Below are 21,574 nucleotides of genomic sequence, written 5' to 3' on the forward strand. Positions count from 1 at the left end.
CTGGTCGTGTCCCGGGCCTTATCGAAGGTTCACGTGGAGTTCACCGACCGCGCTCGACCATACTCCGCGTAAACGTGACCAGCGCATCACGAATCGGCCCGGCTGGGAGCTCGTGGAGGATAGCGATAGCGTCATTGGCGCGTGCCTGCGCCATCTGTCGAGCCTCTGCGAGCGCCGCATCGGTCCGGAGAGCGTCGACAACGTCCTGCAACGCCCTATCGGAGCTGAGGTCGCCCTCGAGCATGCGCATGATGCGGACGGCACCAGGCTCGCCACCAGCTGCGCGACGACGAAGCAAGAGAGTGGGCATCGTGGGCACCCCCTCCCTCAGATCGGTGCCGGGCTGTTTCCCGCTCGTGGATGCGTCACTCTCGAGATCCAGCACATCATCAGCCAGCTGGAAGGCAATCCCTACGCATTCCCCGTACCGACGCATGATCTCGCACGTCCGTTCATCTGCTCCGCCATGCAGCGCCCCGAGTTCACCGGCAAGCGCGATGAGCGACGCCGTCTTATCTGCGAGGACAGAGAGATAGTGGTCAAACTCGTCGTCATCCGCCGACGGGCCGACTGTCTCGTGCAGCTGCCCCAGGCAGAGACGCTCAAACGTCGCAGAGTGCAGCTCTACCGAGCGGAGACCGAGTCGTGCACTGAGTGCCGATGCACGGGCGAAGAGAAAGTCACCCGTCAGAATCGCAACCGAATTGCTCCAGACCTCATGAGCGCTCCGGGTTCCGCGCCGAGTCGGGGCAGAGTCCATCACATCGTCGTGGTAAAGACTCGCCAGGTGGGTGAGCTCGACGAGCACGGCAGCGTCGATAGCCGCGTCCGTGACACCGTTGGTCGAACCAAGAGCTGCACTCGTCAGTGTCAAGACTGGACGGACTCGCTTGCCTCCTGCGTCGAGGAGGTGCCTCGCTGTCCACTTCACCATGGGATCTTCGATGGCGACGGCCTGTTTCAGGCGCTCCTCGACTACCGCGAGACCTTCAAGGAGGGCATTCGCGAGTACGTCGTCAATGTCCGGCAGACCCGGGACGATTCCCGACATGATGCTCCTGGCTGGTACGGGTGATAGCTCTGACGCCTTGGGAGAGGCAACGATCGTCGATCACGGGGCCATCGGGCGCCCGCTGCGTAAACGCAACGGCCATCCTATCTCCCCCTGGCCCGGAGGCGGCCTCGGCACGGGGCCGATACGACGTACCCAGAAGCCATCTACGCGTGGGACACCGATGCAGCCGTCGCCGAATACGGTTACTCGCAAACCCTCATACGCGCGTACCGGGTCAACCAACAGCTAGCGCCCGGCCGGAAGACACGCCTTACCTAGCTCAAAGAGCGCACCAAAAAGTGGGGTGTGTGCTCCGAGCCACACGAGAGGCTCAAGGAACACACACCCCACCACAAGAATGTCCGGCGGCGACCTACTCTCCCACACCCTCCCGAGTGCAGTACCATCGGCGCAGTCGAGCTTAGCTACCGGGTTCGGAATGGAAACCGGGCGTTTCCCCGACGCTATGACCGCCGTAACACCACGAGACCAACCAGCCCACCAACCCCAAACCACGGAGCCAGGAGACTGCCTCCCGAGAACCACACAGTGAACGCGAACACACAAGCAAACAACGAAGTGTTGAATAAGCCATCGGCCATTAGTACCAGTCAGCTCCACACATTACTGCGCTTCCACATCTGGCCTATCAACCCAGTCATCTACTGGGGGCCTCCCACACAAAAGGTGCACGGATATCTCATCTTGAAGCAGGCTTCCCGCTTAGATGCTTTCAGCGGTTATCCCTTCCCGACGTAGCCAACCAGCCATGCCCTTGGCAGAACAACTGGCACACCAGAGGTCAGTCCATCCCGGTCCTCTCGTACTAGGGACAGAACTTCTCAAATATCCAACGCGCGCAGCGGATAGGGACCGAACTGTCTCACGACGTTCTAATCCCAGCTCGCGTACCGCTTTAATAGGCGAGCAGCCTAACCCTTGGGACCGACTCCAGCCCCAGGATGCGACGAGCCGACATCGAGGTGCCAAACCATGCCGTCGATATGAGCTCTTGGGCAAGATCAGCCTGTTATCCCCGGGGTACCTTTTATCCGTTGAGCGACACCCATTCCACAATGAGGTGCCGGATCACTAGTTCCTGCTTTCGCACCTGCCCGACATGTCTGTCTCGCAGTCAAGCTCCCTTGTGCACTTACACTCAACACCTGATTGCCAACCAGGCTGAGGGAACCTTTGAGCGCCTCCGTTACTCTTTAGGAGGCAACCGCCCCAGTTAAACTACCCATCAGGCACTGTCCCTGATCCGGATCACGGACCGAAGTTAGGAATCCAGAACGACCAGAGTGGTATTTCAACAACGACTCCACACAAACTAGCGTCCATGCTTCCCAGTCTCCCACCTATCCTACACAAGCCGTTCCGAACACCAATACCAAACTGTAGTAAAGGTCCCGGGGTCTTTCCGTCCTGCTGCGCGTAACGAGCATCTTTACTCGTAATGCAATTTCGCCGAGTTCGCGGTTGAGACAGTGGAGAAGTCGTTACGCCATTCGTGCAGGTCGGAACTTACCCGACAAGGAATTTCGCTACCTTAGGATGGTTATAGTTACCACCGCCGTTTACTGGGGCTTAAATTCTCAGCTTCGCTCCAAAGAGCTAACCAGTCCTCTTAACCTTCCAGCACCGGGCAGGCGTCAGTCCGTATACAGCGTCTTACGACTTCGCACGGACCTGTGTTTTTAGTAAACAGTCGCTTCTCCCTGGTCTCTGCGGCCCTCCCCGCTCTCACGGATCGGGCCCCCCTTCTCCCGAAGTTACGGGGGCATTTTGCCGAGTTCCTTAACCACGATTCTCTCGAACGCCTCGGTATTCTCTACCAGATCACCTGAGTCGGTTTAGGGTACGGGCGACCGTATTCGTCACGCCGGAACTTTTCTCGGCAGTACAGGATCACTCACCTACGCCCATACGGGATCCCCATCACGTCTCACCCACACGGCCCAGCATTACCCGGGCTCAGGCTGCACGCTTAGACGGACTATTCCATTAAGTCCGCGGAAGCTACCTCACTGCGTCATCCCATGCGCTGACCTACTACACCCTTGGTTCCCAGCCTCATCCACAACCACACCCCGAAGGGCATGGAGCAAACTCGGGTGGTTAGCATCAGATGCCTCGGTATGGGTCCTCCTACGATCGGTTCGGGAATATCAACCCGATGTCCATCGACTACGCCTGTCGGCCTCGCCTTAGGTCCCGACTAACCCAGGGCGGATTAACCTGGCCCTGGAACCCTTGATCAATCGGCGGACGGGTTTCTCACCCGTCTTTCGCTACTCATGCCTGCATTCTCACTCGTACGGCCTCCACCACTGGGTCACCCCGCGGCTTCGCAGTCCGTACGACGCTCCCCTACCCACCCGGAAAACCGAGTGACACAGCTTCGGCGGTGTACTTGAGCCCCGCTACATTGTCGGCGCAGAATCACTTGACCAGTGAGCTATTACGCACTCTTTCAAGGGTGGCTGCTTCTAAGCCAACCTCCTGGTTGTCTCAGCAACTCCACATCCTTTTCCACTTAGCACACGCTTAGGGGCCTTAGCTGATGTTCTGGGCTGTTTCCCTCTCGACGATGAAGCTTATCCCCCACCGTCTCACTGCTGCGCTCTCACGTACCGGCATTCGGAGTTTGGCTAAGGTCAGTAACCCGGTGGGGCCCATCGCCTATCCAGTGCTCTACCTCCAGCACGAAACACGCAACGCTGCACCTAAATGCATTTCGGGGAGAACCAGCTATCACGAAGTTTGATTGGCCTTTCACCCCTATCCACAGGTCATCCCCTCCATTTTCAACTGAAGTGGGTTCGCGCCTCCACGCGGTCTTACCCGCGCTTCACACTGCCCATGGATAGATCACTTCGCTTCGGGTCTAGAGCCGGCGACTGAACGCCCCGTTCAGACTCGCTTTCGCTACGGCTACCCCACACGGGTTAACCTCGCCACCGACCACTAACTCGCAGGCTCATTCTTCAAAAGGCACGCCGTCACCCCAAAAGGCTCCGACGGATTGTAAGCACACGGTTTCAGGTACTATTTCACTCCCCTCCCGGGGTACTTTTCACCTTTCCCTCACGGTACTTGTCCGCTATCGGTCACGAGGTAGTATTCAGGCTTACCAGGTGGTCCTGGCAGATTCACACCGGATTTCACGGGCCCGGTGCTACTCGGGACAACACACACGCCGCACAACAGTTTCGTCTACGGGGGTCACACCCTCTACGCCGCCCCACTCACCAAGGCTTCGACTACCATCACACGTCCACGCTGCAGGGCCGGCAGACCCCACCAATGCATCCCACAACCCCCAACCTGCAACCCCTGCCGGGTATCACACAGACCAGGTTTAGCCACCTCCGCTTTCGCTCGCCACTACTCACGGAATCACTATTGTTTTCTCTTCCTGCGGGTACTAAGATGTTTCACTTCCCCACGTTCCCTCCACACCACCTATACATTCAGTGGCGGGTACCGGGACATGACTCCCGGTGGGTTTCCCCATTCGGACATCCTCGGATCACAGGTCGGTTGTCACCTCCCCGAGGCTTATCGCAGACTCCCACGTCCTTCGTCGGCTCCTCGTGCCCAGGCATTCACCGTGCGCCCTTGAAGACTTAGGCAACACAACAAAGACACAAAAATATTGCTCTGTAATTGCTTACAAGATGCTCGCGTCCACTATGCAGTTCTCAAGAAACAGCCCCACACCAACCATCCACCACACACAGCAGCAGACAATCAGGGAGGACCAGCCACACACCCCACACACAAAGCAGGGGGCACATGCAGCCTCACAACCCAATAGCGTGCCTCCACCTGAAACCAACCACCCCAGTCCCCCGTTCCACGAGCACACAGCCCAGTACTAAGAGAAACCAGCAGAAGCCAGCCAAGCGCCCATTCATTGATGTTCCACCCATGAGCAACCACCCCCACCACACGCGGGCAGGCAGATGGCCACCATTACTTGGTGATGCTCCTTAGAAAGGAGGTGATCCAGCCGCACCTTCCGGTACGGCTACCTTGTTACGACTTAGTCCCAATCACCGATCCCACCTTCGACAGCTCCCTCACGAGGATGGGCCACTGGCTTCGGGTGTTACCGACTTTCGTGACTTGACGGGCGGTGTGTACAAGGCCCGGGAACGTATTCACCGCAGCGTTGCTGATCTGCGATTACTAGCGACTCCGACTTCCTGCGGTCGAGTTGCAGACCCCAATCCGAACTGAGACCGGCTTTTTGGGATTCGCTCCACCTCACAGTTTCGCAACCCATTGTCCCGGCCATTGTAGCATGCGTGAAGCCCACGACATAAGGGGCATGGTGCTTTGCCGTCGTCCCCACCATCCTCCGAGTTGCCCCCGGCAGTTTCCCATGAGTCCCCACCCGAAGTGCTGGCAACATGGAACGAGGGTTGCGCTCGTTGCGGGACTTAACCCAACATCTCACGACACGAGCTGACGACAACCATGCACCACCTGTGCACCAGTCCAAAGAAAGCCACATCTCTGCAGCAGTCCAGTGCATGTCAAGCCTTGGTAAGGTTCTTCGCGTTGCATCGAATTAATCCGCATGCTCCGCCGCTTGTGCGGGCCCCCGTCAATTCCTTTGAGTTTTAGCCTTGCGGCCGTACTCCCCAGGCGGGGCACTTAATGCGTTAGCTACGACGCGGAAAACGTGGAATGTTCCCCACATCTAGTGCCCAACGTTTACGGCATGGACTACCAGGGTATCTAATCCTGTTCGCTCCCCATGCTTTCGCTTCTCAGTGTCAGTAATGGCCCAGAGACCTGCCTTCGCCATCGGTGTTCTTCCTGATATCTGCGCATTTCACCGCTACACCAGGAGTTCCAGTCTCCCCTACCACACTCTAGCCTGCCCGTACCCACCGCACGCCCGAGGTTGAGCCTCGGGTTTTCACGGCAGACGCGACAAGCCACCTACAAGCTCTTTACGCCCAATAATTCCGGACAACGCTTGCGCCCTACGTATTACCGCGGCTGCTGGCACGTAGTTAGCCGGCGCTTCTTCTGCAGGTACCGTCACTCTCGCTTCTTCCCTACTGAAAGAGGTTTACAACCCGAAGGCCGTCATCCCTCACGCGGCGTCGCTGCATCAGGCTTTCGCCCATTGTGCAATATTCTCCACTGCTGCCTCCCGTAGGAGTCTGGGCCGTGTCTCAGTCCCAGTGTGGCCGGTCGCCCTCTCAGGCCGGCTACCCGTCATCGCCTTGGTGAGCCATTACCTCACCAACAAACTGATAGGCCGCGAGTCCATCCACCACCGATAAATCTTTCCACCACACACCATGCGATGCGCAGTCATATCCGGTATTAGCCCCAATTTCCCGAGGTTATCCCGAAGTGGAGGGCAGGTTACTCACGTGTTACTCACCCGTTCGCCACTAATCAACCCGTGCAAGCACGGGCGTCATCGTTCGACTTGCATGTGTTAAGCACGCCGCCAGCGTTCGTCCTGAGCCAGGATCAAACTCTCCATGAAAAACATGAAAAAATCCTAGCAAAAACAAACAACTAGACAATAAATGTCAGTCATCCATCAATGCCAAACAAAACTGGCATCANTGTGTTAAGCACGCCGCCAGCGTTCGTCCTGAGCCAGGATCAAACTCTCCATGAAAAACATGAAAAAATCCTAGCAAAAACAAACAACTAGACAATAAATGTCAGTCATCCATCAATGCCAAACAAAACTGGCATCAACAAACAGACACGCTATTGAGATATCAAGCAACATGTGCACATCCGCATCCCCGCTACGCGAAGACTTGGAAGCCTGCGCCGGTGAGCCCGACTCAGATTCTGCGTCGCGGTTCCGACGCGAGTCACTACTCTAGCAGATCCTCGCGAGCGGTTCCAACTCCGCTCCACGTGTCCTCCGTCTCATCCGGTCCGCTGGGCGGTCCTTCTGATCCGCAGGAGCTGCGGTGGCCCGAGGGCCTGTCATCGCACGATGACCTGGCGGCGATTCGCTGGTTCCGTTCGGCTCCGGCCCATCGCCGCCGCGTCCTCGTCGGTGACAGCGGAAGACATTACGGGTCCTCCCGAGCGTCGTCAACTCGGTGGTTCAGCCACTGTTCACCGGCGCGGATTAACATTGCTCCAGGTCGGAGCGGATTTTTAGGCCTAGTCCTGGCTCTGGTTCACCTCGATGTGACCTGTATCCGAGAGGCAGGTCACCTCATCGTGGTCGCCGCCGTCACATCGCTCAGAGCGCGACCTGCACCATCGCGGCGGTCTTTCGTCCCCGCCGCAGCAACAGATGCCCTCCGGACAGGGCTGGGATCGTCTCAAGAGAACGCTCGAGATCGTCAGCCGTGAGTTTCTCTCCGTTGATCGACAGGCCGCCCTCAGCAGCTGCCCGGCGCACCTCACCCTTACTCGCCAGGATGCCGGAGGCCAGGTATGCCTCCAGCACCGTCGCACTCGGCGCGCAGGTCGCCTGTGGCAGTTCACGCGCCACGGCAGCCAGGGTCGGTTCGTCGAGCTCCCGCACATCACCGCGCCCGAACAGCACAGCAGCAGCCGCGGTGACCTGACGGGTGGCGTCGGCGCCATGCACCAGCGTGGTCATGTCATCTGCGAGCGCACGTTGGGCGCGACGTTCATGCGACGCGGTACGCGTGGCTTCCTCGAGCCCCGCTAGGTCCTCAGCGTCCCGGAAGGAGAAGAACCGCAGGTAGTTCATGACATCAGCGTCTGCGGCATTCAGCCAGAACTGGTAGAAGGCATAGGGGCTCGTGAGGGCGGGATCCAGCCACACCGAGCCGCCCTCGCTCTTTCCGAACTTCGTCCCGTCGGCCTTTGTGACCAGAGGAGTGGTCATGGCGTGCGCGTCATGGCCAGTCACCTTATGGATGAGGTCGACGCCGCCCACGATGTTGCCCCACTGGTCGTTCCCGCCGTACTGAAGGGTGATGCCGTACCGGCGGTGCAGCTCGAGGTAGTCGATCGCCTGCAGCACTTGGTAGCTGAACTCGGTGTAGGAGATGCCTTCATCGGACTGAAGGCGTCGAGCGACGGTGTCCTTGGCGAGCATCGTGCCCATGCGGAAGTGCTTGCCCATGTCGCGCAGGAAGGAGAGCGCGGACAGCTGCCCGACCCAGTCGAGGTTGTTGACCATGGTGACGCCAAACTCCCCGTCGGGGTCGAGGAAGCGAGAGATCTGCTCGCGCAGCGACTCCACCCAGCCGGCTACCACCGACTCGTCATTCAGTACGCGCTCACCGGACATACGAGGATCACCGATCAAGCCTGTCGCGCCGCCCACGAGGGCGTACGGCTTATGACCGCCGAGCTGGAAACGCCGCATCGTGAGAACCTGCGTCAGGTGCCCGACGTGCAGGGAACCAGCCGTCGGATCGAATCCGCAGTACAGGCTGACTGGACCCTGCGCTAGAGCCTTCCCGAGCGCCTCGGGGCCAGTGGTCTGCACAACGAGACCTCGCTGGTTGAGGTCCTCCCACACGGTGGTCATCGGTTCCAGATCCTTCCCACGGATATCCGGCCGCCGGGGACGACGGCTCGCATGGATTGTCTCATCACCGCGACGGAGTCTGCTCTGCTGGACGCCCGCAGCGCACGGCGTGCGCAGAGCTGAGCGCGCAGACGGCAGCTGAGCGAGTGCCGCTGACCGTCACAGTGACGATGCCCCGCGAGCAGAACCAGAACGCGACTCAGCGCGCGCCGGTGAAGGCCCGCAACTGAGCGACCTGCTCAGCGAGCGCCTGCTCCTGTTCGGCCACACGCGCCGGGGCCGTGCCGCCCTTCGCGTCACGCGACGCGATTGACCCTTCCACACTGAGCACCTCCCGTACCGAGCTGTCCAGATGCTCGGAGATGTCGGCAAGCTCCTGATCGGTCAGGTCCCACAGCTCCTTGCCCTGCTCCTCGGCGCGGCGTACGCACGCCCCCGAGATCTCGTGGGCACTGCGGAACGGAACTCCACGCCTCACAAGGTGATCAGCGATATCGGTGGCGAGTGAGAAACCCTGCGGGGCCAGCTCAGCCATGCGCTCCGTGTGGAACACAAGAGTCGCCATCATGCCGGTGAAGGCCGGCAGCACCAGGTGCAGGGAATCGACTTGATCGAACACCGGCTCCTTGTCCTCCTGCAGGTCTCGGTTGTACGCAAGAGGCAGGGCCTTCAACGTCGCAAGCAGACCGGTGAGATCACCGAGGATGCGTCCAGCCTTGCCGCGGGCCAGCTCGGGGATGTCCGGGTTCTTCTTCTGAGGCATGATCGAAGAGCCCGTGGAGTAGGAGTCATCAAGCGTGATGAAAGAGAACTCCTTCGTGTTCCACAGGATGATCTCCTCCGAGAGACGGGAGAGGTCGATCCCGATCATGGCGAGCACGAAGGCGAACTCTGCGGTGAGGTCCCGCGCGGCGGTGCCGTCGATCGAGTTCTCTACAGCGGCATCGAAACCGAGCTCAGCGGCAACGGCCTCGGGGTCAAGGCCCAGGCTCGAGCCGGCGAGTGCACCGGAGCCGTAGGGCGAGAGCGCGCAGCGCAGATCGAGGTCACGCAGACGCTGGACATCGCGCATCAGCGGCCAGGCGTGCGCCAGCAGATGGTGGCTCAGCAGCAGCGGCTGGGCGTGCTGGAGGTGGGTACGGCCGGGCATCGCCGCGCCATGCACCTCGATCGCACGGGCCAGCAGCACATCCACCAGATCGAGCACCATAGCGCCGATCTCGCGGGCCTGATCGCGGATGTACATGCGGATCAGGGTGGCGATCTGGTCATTGCGGGAGCGTCCTGCACGCAGCCTGCCGCCGAGTTCCTCACCGGCCCGTTCGAGCAGGCCGCGTTCCAGGGCGGTGTGCACATCCTCGTCGTCGGGCCCGGGGACGAAGGCACCCGAGGCAACGTCGTCCGCGAGCTGCGTGATCGCGGCCTGCATTGCCTCGAGCTGGTCGTCGCTGAGCAGTCCTGCGGCATGCAGAACGTTGGCATGGGCCGAGGAGCCCCGCAGGTCGTAGGGCGCGAGGCGCCAGTCGAAATGCGTGGACACCGACAGCGCGGCGAGTGCAGCGGCCGGGCCAGTGCCGAAGCGGCCACCCCACAAGGCCAGCCGTTCGGCATGCTCCTCAGAGAGGGTCTGTCCCTCGTCCTGCGCGGTCCTGTCGCGTCCCGTCAAGTCCTGCGAGGCATCCTCGGCCATGCTCATCACTTGTCCTTCGCGTCGAGATCGGGGCCGTTGCCGAAGGCGACATCGCGTGCGGTGGCCTGCTTGGAGGCCAGCCCATAGATCTCGATGAAGCCCTTGGCCTGGGACTGGTCGAACGTATCGCCCTCGTCGTACGTGGCCAGATTGAAATCGTACAGACCGCTCTCGGAGCGACGCCCGGTCACGGTGGCGCGTCCGCCGTGCAGCGACATTCGGATCTCACCGTTGACGTACCGCTGGGTGTCGTTGATGAAGACATCGAGGGACTTCTTGAGCGGGCTGAACCACTGGCCGTCGTAGACCAATTCGGTCCACCTGTCCCCCACCGTCCGCTTGAAACGAGCCTGCTCGCGCTCGAGGGTGACGCGTTCGAGCTCCTGATGGGCGGTGATCAGGGCCATCGCGCCGGGCGCCTCGTAGACCTCCCGGGACTTGATGCCCACGAGACGGTCCTCGACGATGTCGATCCGGCCGATACCCTGCGCACCGGCGCGGCGGTTCATCTCCTGGATGGCCTCCAGCGGGGGGACGGCGCGGCCATCGATCTTCACGGGGACGCCCTGCTCGAAGGTGATGACGACCTCGTCGGCGACCGGAGGGAAGGCCGGGTCGTCCGTGTAGGAGTAGACATCCTTCGTGGGCTCGTTCCAGATGTCCTCGAGGTAGCCGGTCTCCACCGCGCGGCCCCACACGTTCTGGTCGATCGAGAACGGGTTGTGCTTGGTGGTCTCGATCGGCAGGTTCTTGCGCTCGGCGTAGTCGATGGCTTTGTCACGCGTGAGGGCCAGGTCGCGCACCGGGGCGATGCACTTCAGCTCCGGGGCGAGCGAGGTGATGGAGACTTCGAAACGGACCTGGTCATTGCCCTTGCCGGTGCAGCCGTGCGCCACGGTGGAGGCACCAAAATTCTTGGCGGCCTTGACCAGGTGCTTCGTGATCACGGGACGGCTGATAGCGGACACGACCGGGTAGGCGTCCATGTAGAGGGCATTCGCCTTCAGGGCCGGCATGCAGTACTCCGCGGCGAACTCGTCACGGGCGTCAGCGATGTATGCCTCGACGGCGCCGCAGTCCAGGGCGCGCTGGCGGACCACCTCGAGGTCCTCTCCGCCCTGGCCCACGTCGACCGCGCAGGCGATGACGTCGGCGCCGGTGGCGTCGTGGATCCAGCCGATGGCCACGGAGGTGTCGAGGCCGCCGGAGTAGGCGAGAACGATGCGTTCCGTCATGAGGTTCTCCTTCAGATCGGGGTTCCGGGATACCGGGAGAGGTTCAGGGGCGGTGGGTCAGGTGGTATTAGGGGCCGACGGGACAGTGCACCGTCGGCGCAGCTATATCAGTCAGGTTCGGACGGGGACGGTGCCGACGGGTTGCGGCGCCCCTCGGCGAGGGCAAGCAGCCGTTCGGCCAGCGGCGCGCCACCGTCGGCCTCTCGGCAGACCAGAAGCACCGTGTCGTCACCGGCGATGGTTCCCAAGACATCGGGCAGCACCGAACGGTCCATGGCGGAGGCCAGATACTGGGCGGCGCCAGGCGGGGTACGGACCACGACGATATTGGCACTAGCCTCCGCGGAGACCAGCAGGCCTTCGGCAAGACGCGGCAGCCGTGCCTCGAGCAGCTCTTCCAGGCCTTCGCCGCGCGGGGCAGTGCCTTCCGGCGGCAGCCGGTAGACGAGTCCACCACCGGGGCCGCGCACTTTCTCTGCCTGCAGCTCAACCAGGTCACGGGAGAGCGTCGCCTGGGTGACATCGATACCGTCGGCGATCAGCAGTTCCGCAAGGCGCGACTGGGAGCCGACGACTTCACGTTCAAGGATCTCGGTGATGCGACGCTGCCGCGAGGTCTTCGTGGCGGGAGCGCCAGGGCGGGGGCTGCTCATCGCACCTCCTTCCGCGGTAACGCATGGACGGCGGTGTTCTCGTCCGGGTGGTCCATAAGCCACGTCAGCAGAGCCTTCTGAGCGTGCAGGCGGTTCTCGGCCTCCTGCCACACCACGGAGCGCGGCCCATCGATCACAGAGGCGGTGACCTCCTTGCCGCGGTAGGCGGGCAGGCAGTGCAGGAACACGCCGTCGCCGCTCGCGGCCATCAGCTCGTCGGTGACCTGGAAGCGGGCGAAGGTCTGCTCGTCACGGCCGTCCTCGCCCTCCTGCCCCATGGATACCCATGTGTCAGTCAGCACAGCATCGACGCCGTCGACGGCTGCCGCGGGATCATCGGTGATCGTGACCGATCCGCCGGTGCACTGCGCGATCGCGCGGGCATCAGCGAGGACCGCGTCATCAGGGCGGTGGGATGCGGGGCTCGCAATCCGCACGTCCATGCCGGCAGTCGCGCCGCCGAGCAGGTAGGAGTGCGCCATATTGTTCGCGCCGTCGCCCAGGTAGGCCAGGGACCGGCCAGCGAGGGCGGCGTCGCCATCGGCCAGACCGCCGCGCTGCTGAGCAATGGTGAGCAGGTCCGCGAGGATCTGGCAGGGGTGGAACTGGTCGGTGAGGGCGTTGACCACAGGCACCGTGGCGTGGGCGGCCATCTCTTCGATCCGCTTCTGCCCGAAGGTGCGCCACACGATCGTGGAGGCCATCGAGGTGAGCACGCGGGTGGTGTCTGCGATCGATTCACCGCGGCCGAGTTGGCTGGCGCGCGACTCGATCACCAACGGGTTTCCACCGAGCTCGGCAATGCCGGTCGCGAAGGAGACCCGGGTGCGGGTGGAGGACTTGTCGAACAGCACCGCCACGGTGCGCGGGCCGGCATAGGGCCGACGGGCGAAGCGGTCATCGGTCAGATCCAGGGCGAGGGCAAGCACCTCCTTCTGCTCAGCAGGAGTGAGGTCGTCATCGCGCAAGAAATGTCGGGGCATCAGTTCTCTCCTCGGGCAGCGGCGGCATCGAGCAGGCCGGGCAGGGCCGCGATGAAACCGCGCAGCTGCGACTCCTGAATGATGAGTGGCGGCGCCAGACGGATCGTGGTGGGGTTCGGAGCGTTGACGATGTACCCCTCCTCCAGGGCGACGGCAGCGACAGCGGCGGCACGAGGATCACGCAGTGCGATGCCGCGCAGCAAGCCGGCACCGCGCACCGCGACCAGGCGGGGGTCATGGAGCGCTGTGACGGCGTGCTCGATCAGCTCACCCATCTGCTGAGCATGCTCAAGCAGGCCGTCGTCGGCGATCGTGCGGATCACGGCGAGTGCGGCTGCCGCGGCGAGAGGGTTGCCGCCGAAGGTGGTGCCGTGCTGGCCGGGCTGCAGGAGGCCTCTCGTGGCCGGGCCACAGGCGATCACGGCACCGATCGGCACGCCTCCGCCGAGTCCTTTGGCCAAGGTCATCACGTCGGGCTGTAGGCCGTCGATCCGCTGGTGGGAGAACCAGTGGCCGGTGCGGGCCATACCTGTCTGCACCTCGTCGAGCACGAGCAGAGTGCCGTGCTCACGGGTCAGGCGACGCGCGGCGAGCAGATACTCGGTCTCCAGCGGGACAACGCCTGCCTCGCCCTGGATCGGCTCTGCGAACACGGCCGCAACATCGCCGGGAGCGAGAGCGCGTGCTAGCGCCTCGGTGTCACCGGCGGGCAGGAACTCCACGCCGCCGGGCAGCGGCTCGAACGGTTCGCGGTAGGCCTTCTTCCAGGTCAGCGACAGCGAGCCAAGGGTGCGGCCGTGGAAGGAGTCCTCGAGGGCGATGACGCGCGGCCGTCCGGTCAGGCGCGCAAGCTTCAGGGCGGCCTCGTTCGCCTCAGCCCCGGAGTTCGCGAAGAACACGCCGGATCCGTCCGGTGCCTGCGCGAGGCGCAGCAGGGTCTCGGCCAGCTCGATCTGCGGCGGGGTGGCGAAGAAGTTCGAGACGTGGATGATCGACTCCGCCTGCTGTTGCACGGCGGCCACGAGCGCCGGATGAGCGTGACCGAGGGCGTTCACGGCGATCCCGGCGAGCAGGTCCAGGTACTCGGTGCCGTCGGCGTCCCAGACCCGCGCCCCCTCGCCGCGCACGAGCACGCGCTGCGGCGGGCCGAAAGCGTTCAGCAGCGCACTGCGGTATCGGTCGGTGAACTCGTGCCCGGTGGGATTGGTCGCCGTGATGTGCTCGCTCTCAAACATAGTCATCCCTCCTGACCATGGTGCCTACACCCTTCGTGGTGAACACCTCCAGCAGCACCGCATGCTCGATGCGGCCGTCGATCATGGCTGCGGTACGCACCCCGGCCTCCACGGCGCCGAGCAGAGCCTCCGCCTTGGGGATCATGCCCTCCGTAAGGTCTGGGAGCATGGCCCGCAGCTCACTCGCCGGGATCTCAGGAATAAGCGAGGTGCGGTCGGGCCAGTTCCGATACAGGCCCTCGACGTCGGTCAGCATGACGAGCTTCTCTGCGTTCAGTCCACGGGCGATCGCAGCGGCGGCAAGGTCGGCGTTGATGTTGAGCACCTCGCCGGTGGGGTCGCCATTCACGTCGACTTCCGGGGCGATGGAGGACACAACGGGGATACGACCGGCGTCAAGCATGTCCTGTACGGAGCCGATGTTCACGGTGGTCACCTCGCCCACGTGTCCCAGGTCCACGTCTTCACCGTCGATCTCGGTGCCGCGGCGGCGGGCGGCGAACAGCCTCGCATCCTCCCCGGACATGCCGATCGCGTAGGGGCCATGCTGGTTGATCAGCCCGACCAGTTCACGACCTACCTGGCCGACGAGCACCATACGCACCACGTCCATGGTCTCGGCGTCGGTCACGCGCATGCCGCCGCGGAACGAGGCCTCCATGCCGAGCCGGGAGAGCATCGCGGAGATCTGCGGCCCGCCACCGTGCACCACGACCACGTGGATCCCAGCCAGCCGCATGAAGACCATGTCGGCGGCGAAGGCGCGGCGCAGGTCGTCGTCGATCATCGCGTTGCCGCCGTACTTCACAACCACGATGCGGTCACGAAACCGCTGGATCCACGGCAGCGCCTCGATGAGCACCTCTGATTTGGCGTGTGCCTCACGGCGCGCGGCATCGAGCGGCGCGATCGGGTTCTTACCGGCCACGGTGTGCTCCACGGTCGTCTCCGCGGTGCGCGTGGAACCGCGGTTCTCGGCGGAGGTGGGGGCGTCGGGTTTCATGAGGAATAGGCGCTGTTCTCTTCGACGTACTCGTGTGTGAGGTCGTTCGTCCAGATGTCGCCCTCGGCGGTGCCGGCATCGAGGTTGACCTCGATGACGGTCTCGCGCGGGGTCATGTCCACCTCGCTGCGGTCGATGTGGGCGCCGCCGTGGCGACACACCTCGACGCCATTGACGCTCACGGACAGCTGGGCGGGGTCAAAGGGGGCGACGTCCTCCGGCACGCAGCCGGCGGCAGCGACGATCCGACCCCAGTTCGGGTCGTTCCCAGCGATCGCGGTCTTGACCAGGTTCGAGCGGGCGATTTCACGGGCAACAGCAACAGCAGCAGGCTCGCTGTGCGCGCCGCGAACCACCACATGGACGTCGTGGCTGGCGCCCTCGGCATCGGCGACGAGCTGCCGTGCAAGGTCCGCGGCAACGGCACGGATCGCCTCGGCGAGTTCCGGGGCCGACGGGACGATGCCACTGGCACCGGAGGCAAGCAGCAGCACCGTGTCATTCGTGGACATGCAGGCATCGGAATCGACCCGGTCAAACGTGGTCGCTGTGGCTGCTGTCAGAGCCTCCTGCAGGGCAGCGGGCTCCACGTCGGCGTCGGTGGTGATGACCACGAGCATGGTGGCGAGCTGCGGGGCGAGCATGCCTGCGCCCTTCGCGATTCCGCCGACGCGCACGCCGGACGGCAACTGGATAGCGGCGGTCTTCGGCACCGAGTCGGTGGTCATGATTGCCCGCGAGGCGTCGGAATCCGCGAACGGTCCCGCGGCGAGCGTCGTATGGGCGGTCTCGATCCCGGCCAGCAGCGTTGGCATCGGCAGGCGTTCGCCGATCAGTCCGGTCGAGCAGACAAGGATCTGGTCTGCGGCGCAGCCGAGGAGGCCGGCGGCGTGTTCGGCGGTGGCGATGGTGTCGGTGTATCCCTCTGGCCCGGTGCAGGCGTTGGCTCCGCCGGAGTTGAGGACCACGGCATGTGCGCGGCCGTCGGCGACAGCGTGTGAGGACCAGGTAACCGGTGCCGCCTTCACGCGGTTCGCAGTGAAGACGCCAGCGGCACTCTGACTGGGGCCGTCGTTGACGACAAGGGCGAGGTCATGGGCGCCGGCGGCCTTGATACCGGCGGCCACACCGGCGGCACGGAAGCCGCGGGGCTGCGTGATCGACATGGAATCTCTCCTCGGTGTGGAAGGCTGTGGTGATGCGTGTGCGACGGCTGGTGGTCGGGATCTGCTCGACGAGCCGGGAGCCGCGGATGGGCGTGACCGGGCGGTGCGGTCAGGGAGACATGGCTGTGCGGGTGAGCCCCAGCATCTCCTCGAGGCCGAGCGCAAGGTTCATGCACTGCACGGCGGCGCCGGCAGTGCCTTTCATGAGGTTGTCGAGGGCGGCGATCACGGTGGCCTGGCCGGAGTGACGGTCCACGGCGGCACTGATGCGCACCGTGTTGGATCCGAGCACCTGGGCCGTTGACGGGACCTGCCCTTCGGGCAGCACGCGGAGGAAAAATTCGTGTTCGTAGTCCGTCTGGAAGGCGCGGAGCAGATCCGCAGTGGTGGTGCCCGCTGCGACGGGTGCTGTGAGCACGGCGAGAATCCCGCGGCTCATCGGCACGAGCACGGGGGTGAAGGTGAGGCGACGACTCTCATCGACTCCAGCAGCCCGGCGAAGGTTCTGCAGGATCTCAGGAATATGCCGGTGGCTGCCGCCAACGGCATAGGGGGCTGCGCTGTGTGACGCTTCGGAGAAGAGCAGATGCGGCTTCGGCGTGCGGCCGGCACCGGAGTAGCCGACGGGCAATACCGCATTCAGCGCGCCTGCATCGATCAGGCCGGCACGCACAAGAGGAGCGGCTGCGAGAGATACGGCCGTGGCGTTGCAGCCGGGCACCGCAACCTCACGGGCATCGCGCAGCAGGTCACGCTGACGGGTGCCGTCGGCCAGAGGGAGCTCGGGCATGCCGTAGGTCCAGGTGCCGGAGTGTTCGGATCCGTAGTAGTCGGTCCAGTCCTGGGCGGAGTCGAGCCGGTGGTCGGCGGCCAGGTCGAGCACGATCACGTCGGGATCGGCGGCGCGAAGCTCAGCGGCGATCCGTCCGGAATGGCCATGCGGAAGCGCGAGCACGACAACGTCATGCCCTGCGAGGTGCTGCGCACTGGTCTCCTGGATGAGGAGCTGCTCGGCGCCGTCGATATGCGGGGCGATCGTTACCAGGCTCTCACCAGCGCTGCTGTGTCCGGTGACCGTGCGCAGTGTTACCGCAGGGTGCGCCGAGAGCAGGCGCAGCATCTCACCGCCGGCGTATCCGGTTGCTCCGGCGATGGCGACAGTGGGTGACGCGGTGGCTCCGATCATGCAGTAAGTCTATACATACCTCTGCATGATCAGGCATTCAGGTCCAGTGCTGGCCACCGGTCAGCTCGCGGCAGGGTGCGGACCGGCCAGCGATCGCGGACTGCGTTACTCAGTCACGTGCCGGTGTCGACGTACGCTCAGGCCCGCAGTTCACCGCCGACGGCCTGTTCGACCGCACGCACGCAGCGTGTGCGTGCCGCGGCAATCTGCTCAGCGGACAGCGTCCCCTCAGTGGAGCGCAGCCGCACCGCGAACGCGAGCGACTTCTTGCCCTCACCCACCTGATCGCCCGTGAACACGTCGAACAGATGCACGGACTCTGCCTCGTCACCGATGCCCACAAGGATCGCTGCCTCCACGGCAGCGGCCGGCACAGATTCATCGACGACGAAAGCGAAGTCTTCCTTGGCCAGTGGGAACGTTGGTACCGGCGCAGCCTGCACCACGGCGGGGGCGGCCAGGGCAACCGCGTCGAGATCAAGCTCCACGGCGCTGGTGCGTGTCGGCAGTGAGAAGGCCTTCACCACACGTGGGTGCAGCTCGCCGGCGTAGCCCACGACCTGCCGTTCGCCGTCGGCCCCTGTGACCGATAGCTCAGCGCAACGACCCGGATGGAAGGGCGCATACTCGCACTGACGCACCTCGAGCTCCGTGCCGCACGCGGCAGCTGCTCGACGGGCAGTGTCCACAGCGTCGGCCCAGTCCGCCACGCGGCCTGCCCCGTACCAGGACGTGGGGCCGGTCACACCGCCGAGCACCGCAGCCAAGTGCTTCGCCTGCGTGGGCAGCGCGCCCATGATTGCCGCAAGCTCCTGCTCGCTCGGACGCTCATCGGCCGACGGCACAGCACTGGCTGCACCCTCCCCCTGGGAGCGGGCCACCGCATCGATCTGGAAGATCGCGAGCGATTCGGCGCCACGGCCCAGATTGCGTCGGGCGGTCTGCAGCAGGGTCTGCAGCAGGCTGGTGCGGATCAGCGGCTCGTCCTCGGCCAGCGGGTTCAGAAGGCGCACTGCCTGGCGGCGTTCATCGTCGGTGGTATAGCCGAGCTCATCGAACACACCAGGGGCGATGAACGGTAGGGAGGCGACCTCGGTCAGGCCAGCGTCAGCGAGCGCAGCGCCGGCGCGGCGACGGGCTCGCTGCACGCGCGTGAGACCGCGGCCACCTGTGGCCTTCGGCAGGATCGACGGGATCTGCTCGTAGCCGACCAGGCGCGCGATCTCCTCGACCAGGTCCTCGCGAATCGTGAGATCAGGACGCCACGATGGTGGGGTCACCTGCAGAGTCTCGGCATCCCCATCGACCTGGCAGCCGATCAGTTCCAGGCTGTCCACAACCTGCTCACGGGTGTACTCGACACCGGTGACGCGCTGCGCATCAGAAACTGGGAAGACGATGGGCTGCGGAGCGGCGGCTGAGCCTTCGTCGGTCACGCGATGGTCGATCTCGCCGCCGCCGTACTGGACGATCAGCTCCGCAGCGCGCTGCGCAGCGATGAGCGGAAGGTTCGGATCCACGCCGCGCTCGAACCGTTTGGAAGCCTCCGACGGCAGACGGTGACGCCGCGCAGAGCGGGCAACAGTGTGGTTCTGGAAGGTTGCCGCTTCGAGGATCACGTTGACGGTCTCGTCGGTGACCTCGGTATCAGCTCCACCCATGACGCCCGCGATGCCGAGCACGCGGGAGGTCCCCTCGGGGCCACCAAAGTCGGTGATCAGCAGGTCCTCGGGATCCAGGGTGCGCTCGACGTCATCAAGGGTGGTGAGCTTCTCCCCTGGCTCCGCACGACGCACCACGATCGGCGCCACAACCTTGTGGGAGTCGTAGGCGTGCAGCGGCTGGCCCAGGTCAAGCATCACGTAGTTCGTGACATCGACGATCAGGGAGATGGGCCGCATACCGGCAAGCGTGAGCCGACGCTGCATCCATGTGGGGCTCGGCGCCGTTGCGTCGGTGCCGCGCACCTCGATCGTGGTGAAGCGGGTGCAGCCTGCGCCTGCGCGGATCGGAGCGTCATCGCGGATCTGCACAGGGACGCCACCACGGGTGCCCTCCGGTGCGTTCACGGTCAGGGCAGGGTCGGTGAACGTCTGCCCGGTGGCGTGTGCGTACTCGCGGGCGACACCACGCATGGAGAAGCAGTAGCCGCGATCTGGCGTCACGTTGATCTCGACGACCTCTTCGCCCAGGCCCAACAGGCTGATCGCGTCGTCCCCGGGTTCGCCGGTCAGGCCCTTCCCGTGGCCGCGGCCGAGCACGATGATGCCGTCCTCGCCGTCCGGGTCCGGGCCGAGCCCCAGCTCGTCGCCGGAGCAGATCATGCCGTCGCTCTTGTGGCCGTAGGTTTTGCGGGCCGCGATCGCGAAGTCGCCGGGCAGCACGGTGCCGGGCAGGGAGACGACCACCAAATCGCCGGGCACGAAGTTATGCGCGCCGCAGATGATGCCGCGGCTGGGGCGTTCCTCGCCAGGCTGCGGGTCCTTCGGGTCATCGAGCTCGTGGTTGTGCTCCGGGCCCACATCGACGCGGCACCAGTTGATGGTCTTGCCGTTCTTCTGCGGTTCCTTCACCAGGTCAAGTACACGGCCCACAACGAGCGGGCCGGTGACCTGCGCGCCGTGGATCGCCTCCTCCTCGAGACCGACGGAGACGAGATCGGCCGCCACCTGCTCGGCGTCGGCGTCCGCGCGGAGCTCGACGTGCTCGGCGAGCCAGGTCAGGGGGATGCGAGGCATGTCAGATCTCCGTTCCGTAGTGCTGGGAGAAGCGGACGTCGCCCTCCGCCATGTCGCGCATATCCTCCACACCATTGCGCAGCATGAGGATCCGCTCGATTCCAAGTCCAAAGGCGAAGCCCTGGTATTCCTCCGGGTCCACGCCGCAGGCGCGCAGTACGGCCGGGTTGACCATGCCGCAGCCGCCCATCTCGATCCACCCGGTGCCACCGCAGACACGACAGTCGGGCGAGGCATCGCGATCGGTCCCGAGCTTTGCATCGCAGGAGAAGCAACGGAAATCCATCTCCGCGCTGGGCTCGGTGAAGGGGAAGTAGCTGGGGCGCAGACGCGTGATGGCGCCCTCACCGAACATGGTGCGGGCAATCGCGTCCAAGGTTCCCACCAGGTTCGCCATGGTCAGACCCTTGTCAATGGCCAGGCCCTCGACCTGGTGGAACACCGGCGAATGGGTGGCATCTGGTTCATCGGTGCGGAAGGTGGTGCCCGGGCAGGCGATGTATAGCGGCACCCCGCGTTCGAGCAGCGCACGGGCCTGCACCGGTGAGGTGTGCGTGCGCAGCACCTGGCCAGACCCCTCCGGTGCGACATAGAAGGTGTCCTGCATCTGCCGCGCCGGATGGTCGACGTCGAAGTTCAGCGCGTCGAAGTTGAACCATTCCGCCTCGATCTCCGGGCCCTCCGCGATCTCCCAGCCGAGCCCCACGAACAGGTCCTCCAGCCGTTCGGTGAGCAGGGACAGCGGGTGGCGGGCACCGCGCGGAAGACGGTCCGTGGGCAGAGTGACATCAACCTTCTCGGTGGCGAGCGCCTGCTCTTCCTCTGCCGCCGCAAGCTCCTGCTGCCGCTCGGCGAGCGCCTTCTGCACACGGCCCTTGCCCTGGCCGATCAGCTTGCCAGCCGCGGCGCGCTGATCCTTGGGCAGATCCTTGATCCCGGCGTTGGCGGTGGCGATCACGCTGCGGTCGCCCACATGCTCGATACGAACCTGCTTCAGCGCAGCGGTATCGGGCGCAGCGGCGATGGCGGCCAGTGCCTGCTCAACTGCCGCGGTGATCGCCTGCTCGTCGATCGCCGGCGGGGTCTGGGGTGTCTCGGACACGATGCTCGCTTTC

General features: G+C 64.1%; 12 protein-coding genes and 3 rRNA genes. All 15 read right to left on the reverse strand.

From position 1 onward, the window contains the following. Nucleotides 1-40: 40 nt before the first annotated feature. Nucleotides 41-1,051, reverse strand: coding sequence for a polyprenyl synthetase family protein (locus C8271_RS10290; protein WP_106507204.1), 1,011 nt, complete (start codon nt 1,049-1,051; stop codon nt 41-43). Nucleotides 1,052-1,414: 363 nt separating this feature from the next. Next, a 5S ribosomal RNA gene (gene rrf, locus C8271_RS10295) occupies nt 1,415-1,532 on the reverse strand. A gap of 104 nt (nt 1,533-1,636) precedes the next feature. Beyond that, nucleotides 1,637-4,692: ribosomal RNA gene (locus C8271_RS10300) — 23S ribosomal RNA — on the reverse strand. Between the two features lie 364 nt (nt 4,693-5,056). Then, nucleotides 5,057-6,575: ribosomal RNA gene (locus tag C8271_RS10305) — 16S ribosomal RNA — on the reverse strand. Together the 16S, 23S and 5S rRNA genes form the textbook arrangement of a ribosomal RNA operon. Before the next feature lie 726 nt (nt 6,576-7,301). After that, on the reverse strand, nt 7,302-8,570 hold the full coding sequence (tyrS, locus tag C8271_RS10310; protein ID WP_106507205.1) for a tyrosine--tRNA ligase: 1,269 nt from the start codon (nt 8,568-8,570) through the stop codon (nt 7,302-7,304). 199 nt (nt 8,571-8,769) lie between these two features. Next, nucleotides 8,770-10,260 (reverse strand): argininosuccinate lyase, encoded by a 1,491-nt coding sequence (gene argH / locus C8271_RS10315; RefSeq protein WP_170957955.1) that lies wholly within the window; start codon nt 10,258-10,260, stop codon nt 8,770-8,772. Between the two features lie 5 nt (nt 10,261-10,265). Then, a complete protein-coding gene (locus C8271_RS10320) occupies nt 10,266-11,495 on the reverse strand; it encodes an argininosuccinate synthase (protein WP_106507207.1) in 1,230 nt (409 codons plus the stop codon). A gap of 107 nt (nt 11,496-11,602) precedes the next feature. Next, on the reverse strand, nt 11,603-12,148 hold the full coding sequence (locus tag C8271_RS10325) for an arginine repressor (RefSeq protein WP_106507208.1): 546 nt from the start codon (nt 12,146-12,148) through the stop codon (nt 11,603-11,605). Further along, nucleotides 12,145-13,131 (reverse strand): ornithine carbamoyltransferase, encoded by a 987-nt coding sequence (gene argF / locus C8271_RS10330; RefSeq protein WP_106507209.1) that lies wholly within the window; start codon nt 13,129-13,131, stop codon nt 12,145-12,147. Before argF ends, C8271_RS10325 begins: the two co-directional genes overlap by 4 nt. Next, on the reverse strand, nt 13,131-14,372 hold the full coding sequence (locus C8271_RS10335) for an acetylornithine transaminase (RefSeq protein ID WP_106507210.1): 1,242 nt from the start codon (nt 14,370-14,372) through the stop codon (nt 13,131-13,133). The genes argF and C8271_RS10335 overlap by 1 nt, the downstream gene beginning before the upstream one ends. Next, nucleotides 14,359-15,369, reverse strand: a complete 1,011-nt coding sequence (argB, locus tag C8271_RS10340; RefSeq protein ID WP_106507211.1) for an acetylglutamate kinase — start codon at nt 15,367-15,369, stop codon at nt 14,359-14,361. Before argB ends, C8271_RS10335 begins: the two co-directional genes overlap by 14 nt. Next, nucleotides 15,366-16,535, reverse strand: coding sequence for a bifunctional glutamate N-acetyltransferase/amino-acid acetyltransferase ArgJ (argJ, locus tag C8271_RS10345; protein ID WP_106507212.1), 1,170 nt, complete (start codon nt 16,533-16,535; stop codon nt 15,366-15,368). Before argJ ends, argB begins: the two co-directional genes overlap by 4 nt. 109 nt (nt 16,536-16,644) lie before the next feature. Next, a complete protein-coding gene (gene argC / locus C8271_RS10350; protein WP_106507213.1) occupies nt 16,645-17,721 on the reverse strand; it encodes an N-acetyl-gamma-glutamyl-phosphate reductase in 1,077 nt (358 codons plus the stop codon). Between the two features lie 137 nt (nt 17,722-17,858). Next, nucleotides 17,859-20,459, reverse strand: a complete 2,601-nt coding sequence (gene pheT, locus C8271_RS10355) for a phenylalanine--tRNA ligase subunit beta (RefSeq protein ID WP_106507214.1) — start codon at nt 20,457-20,459, stop codon at nt 17,859-17,861. 1 nt (nt 20,460) lies between these two features. Next, nucleotides 20,461-21,564: a phenylalanine--tRNA ligase subunit alpha gene (gene pheS, locus C8271_RS10360; protein WP_425428210.1), complete on the reverse strand. Its 1,104-nt coding sequence runs from the start codon at nt 21,562-21,564 to the stop codon at nt 20,461-20,463. Between the last annotated feature and the right edge of the window lie 10 nt (nt 21,565-21,574).

The sequence above is a fragment of the Brachybacterium timonense genome (genome assembly GCF_900258505.1).
GTDB classification, from domain to species: domain Bacteria; phylum Actinomycetota; class Actinomycetes; order Actinomycetales; family Dermabacteraceae; genus Brachybacterium; species Brachybacterium timonense.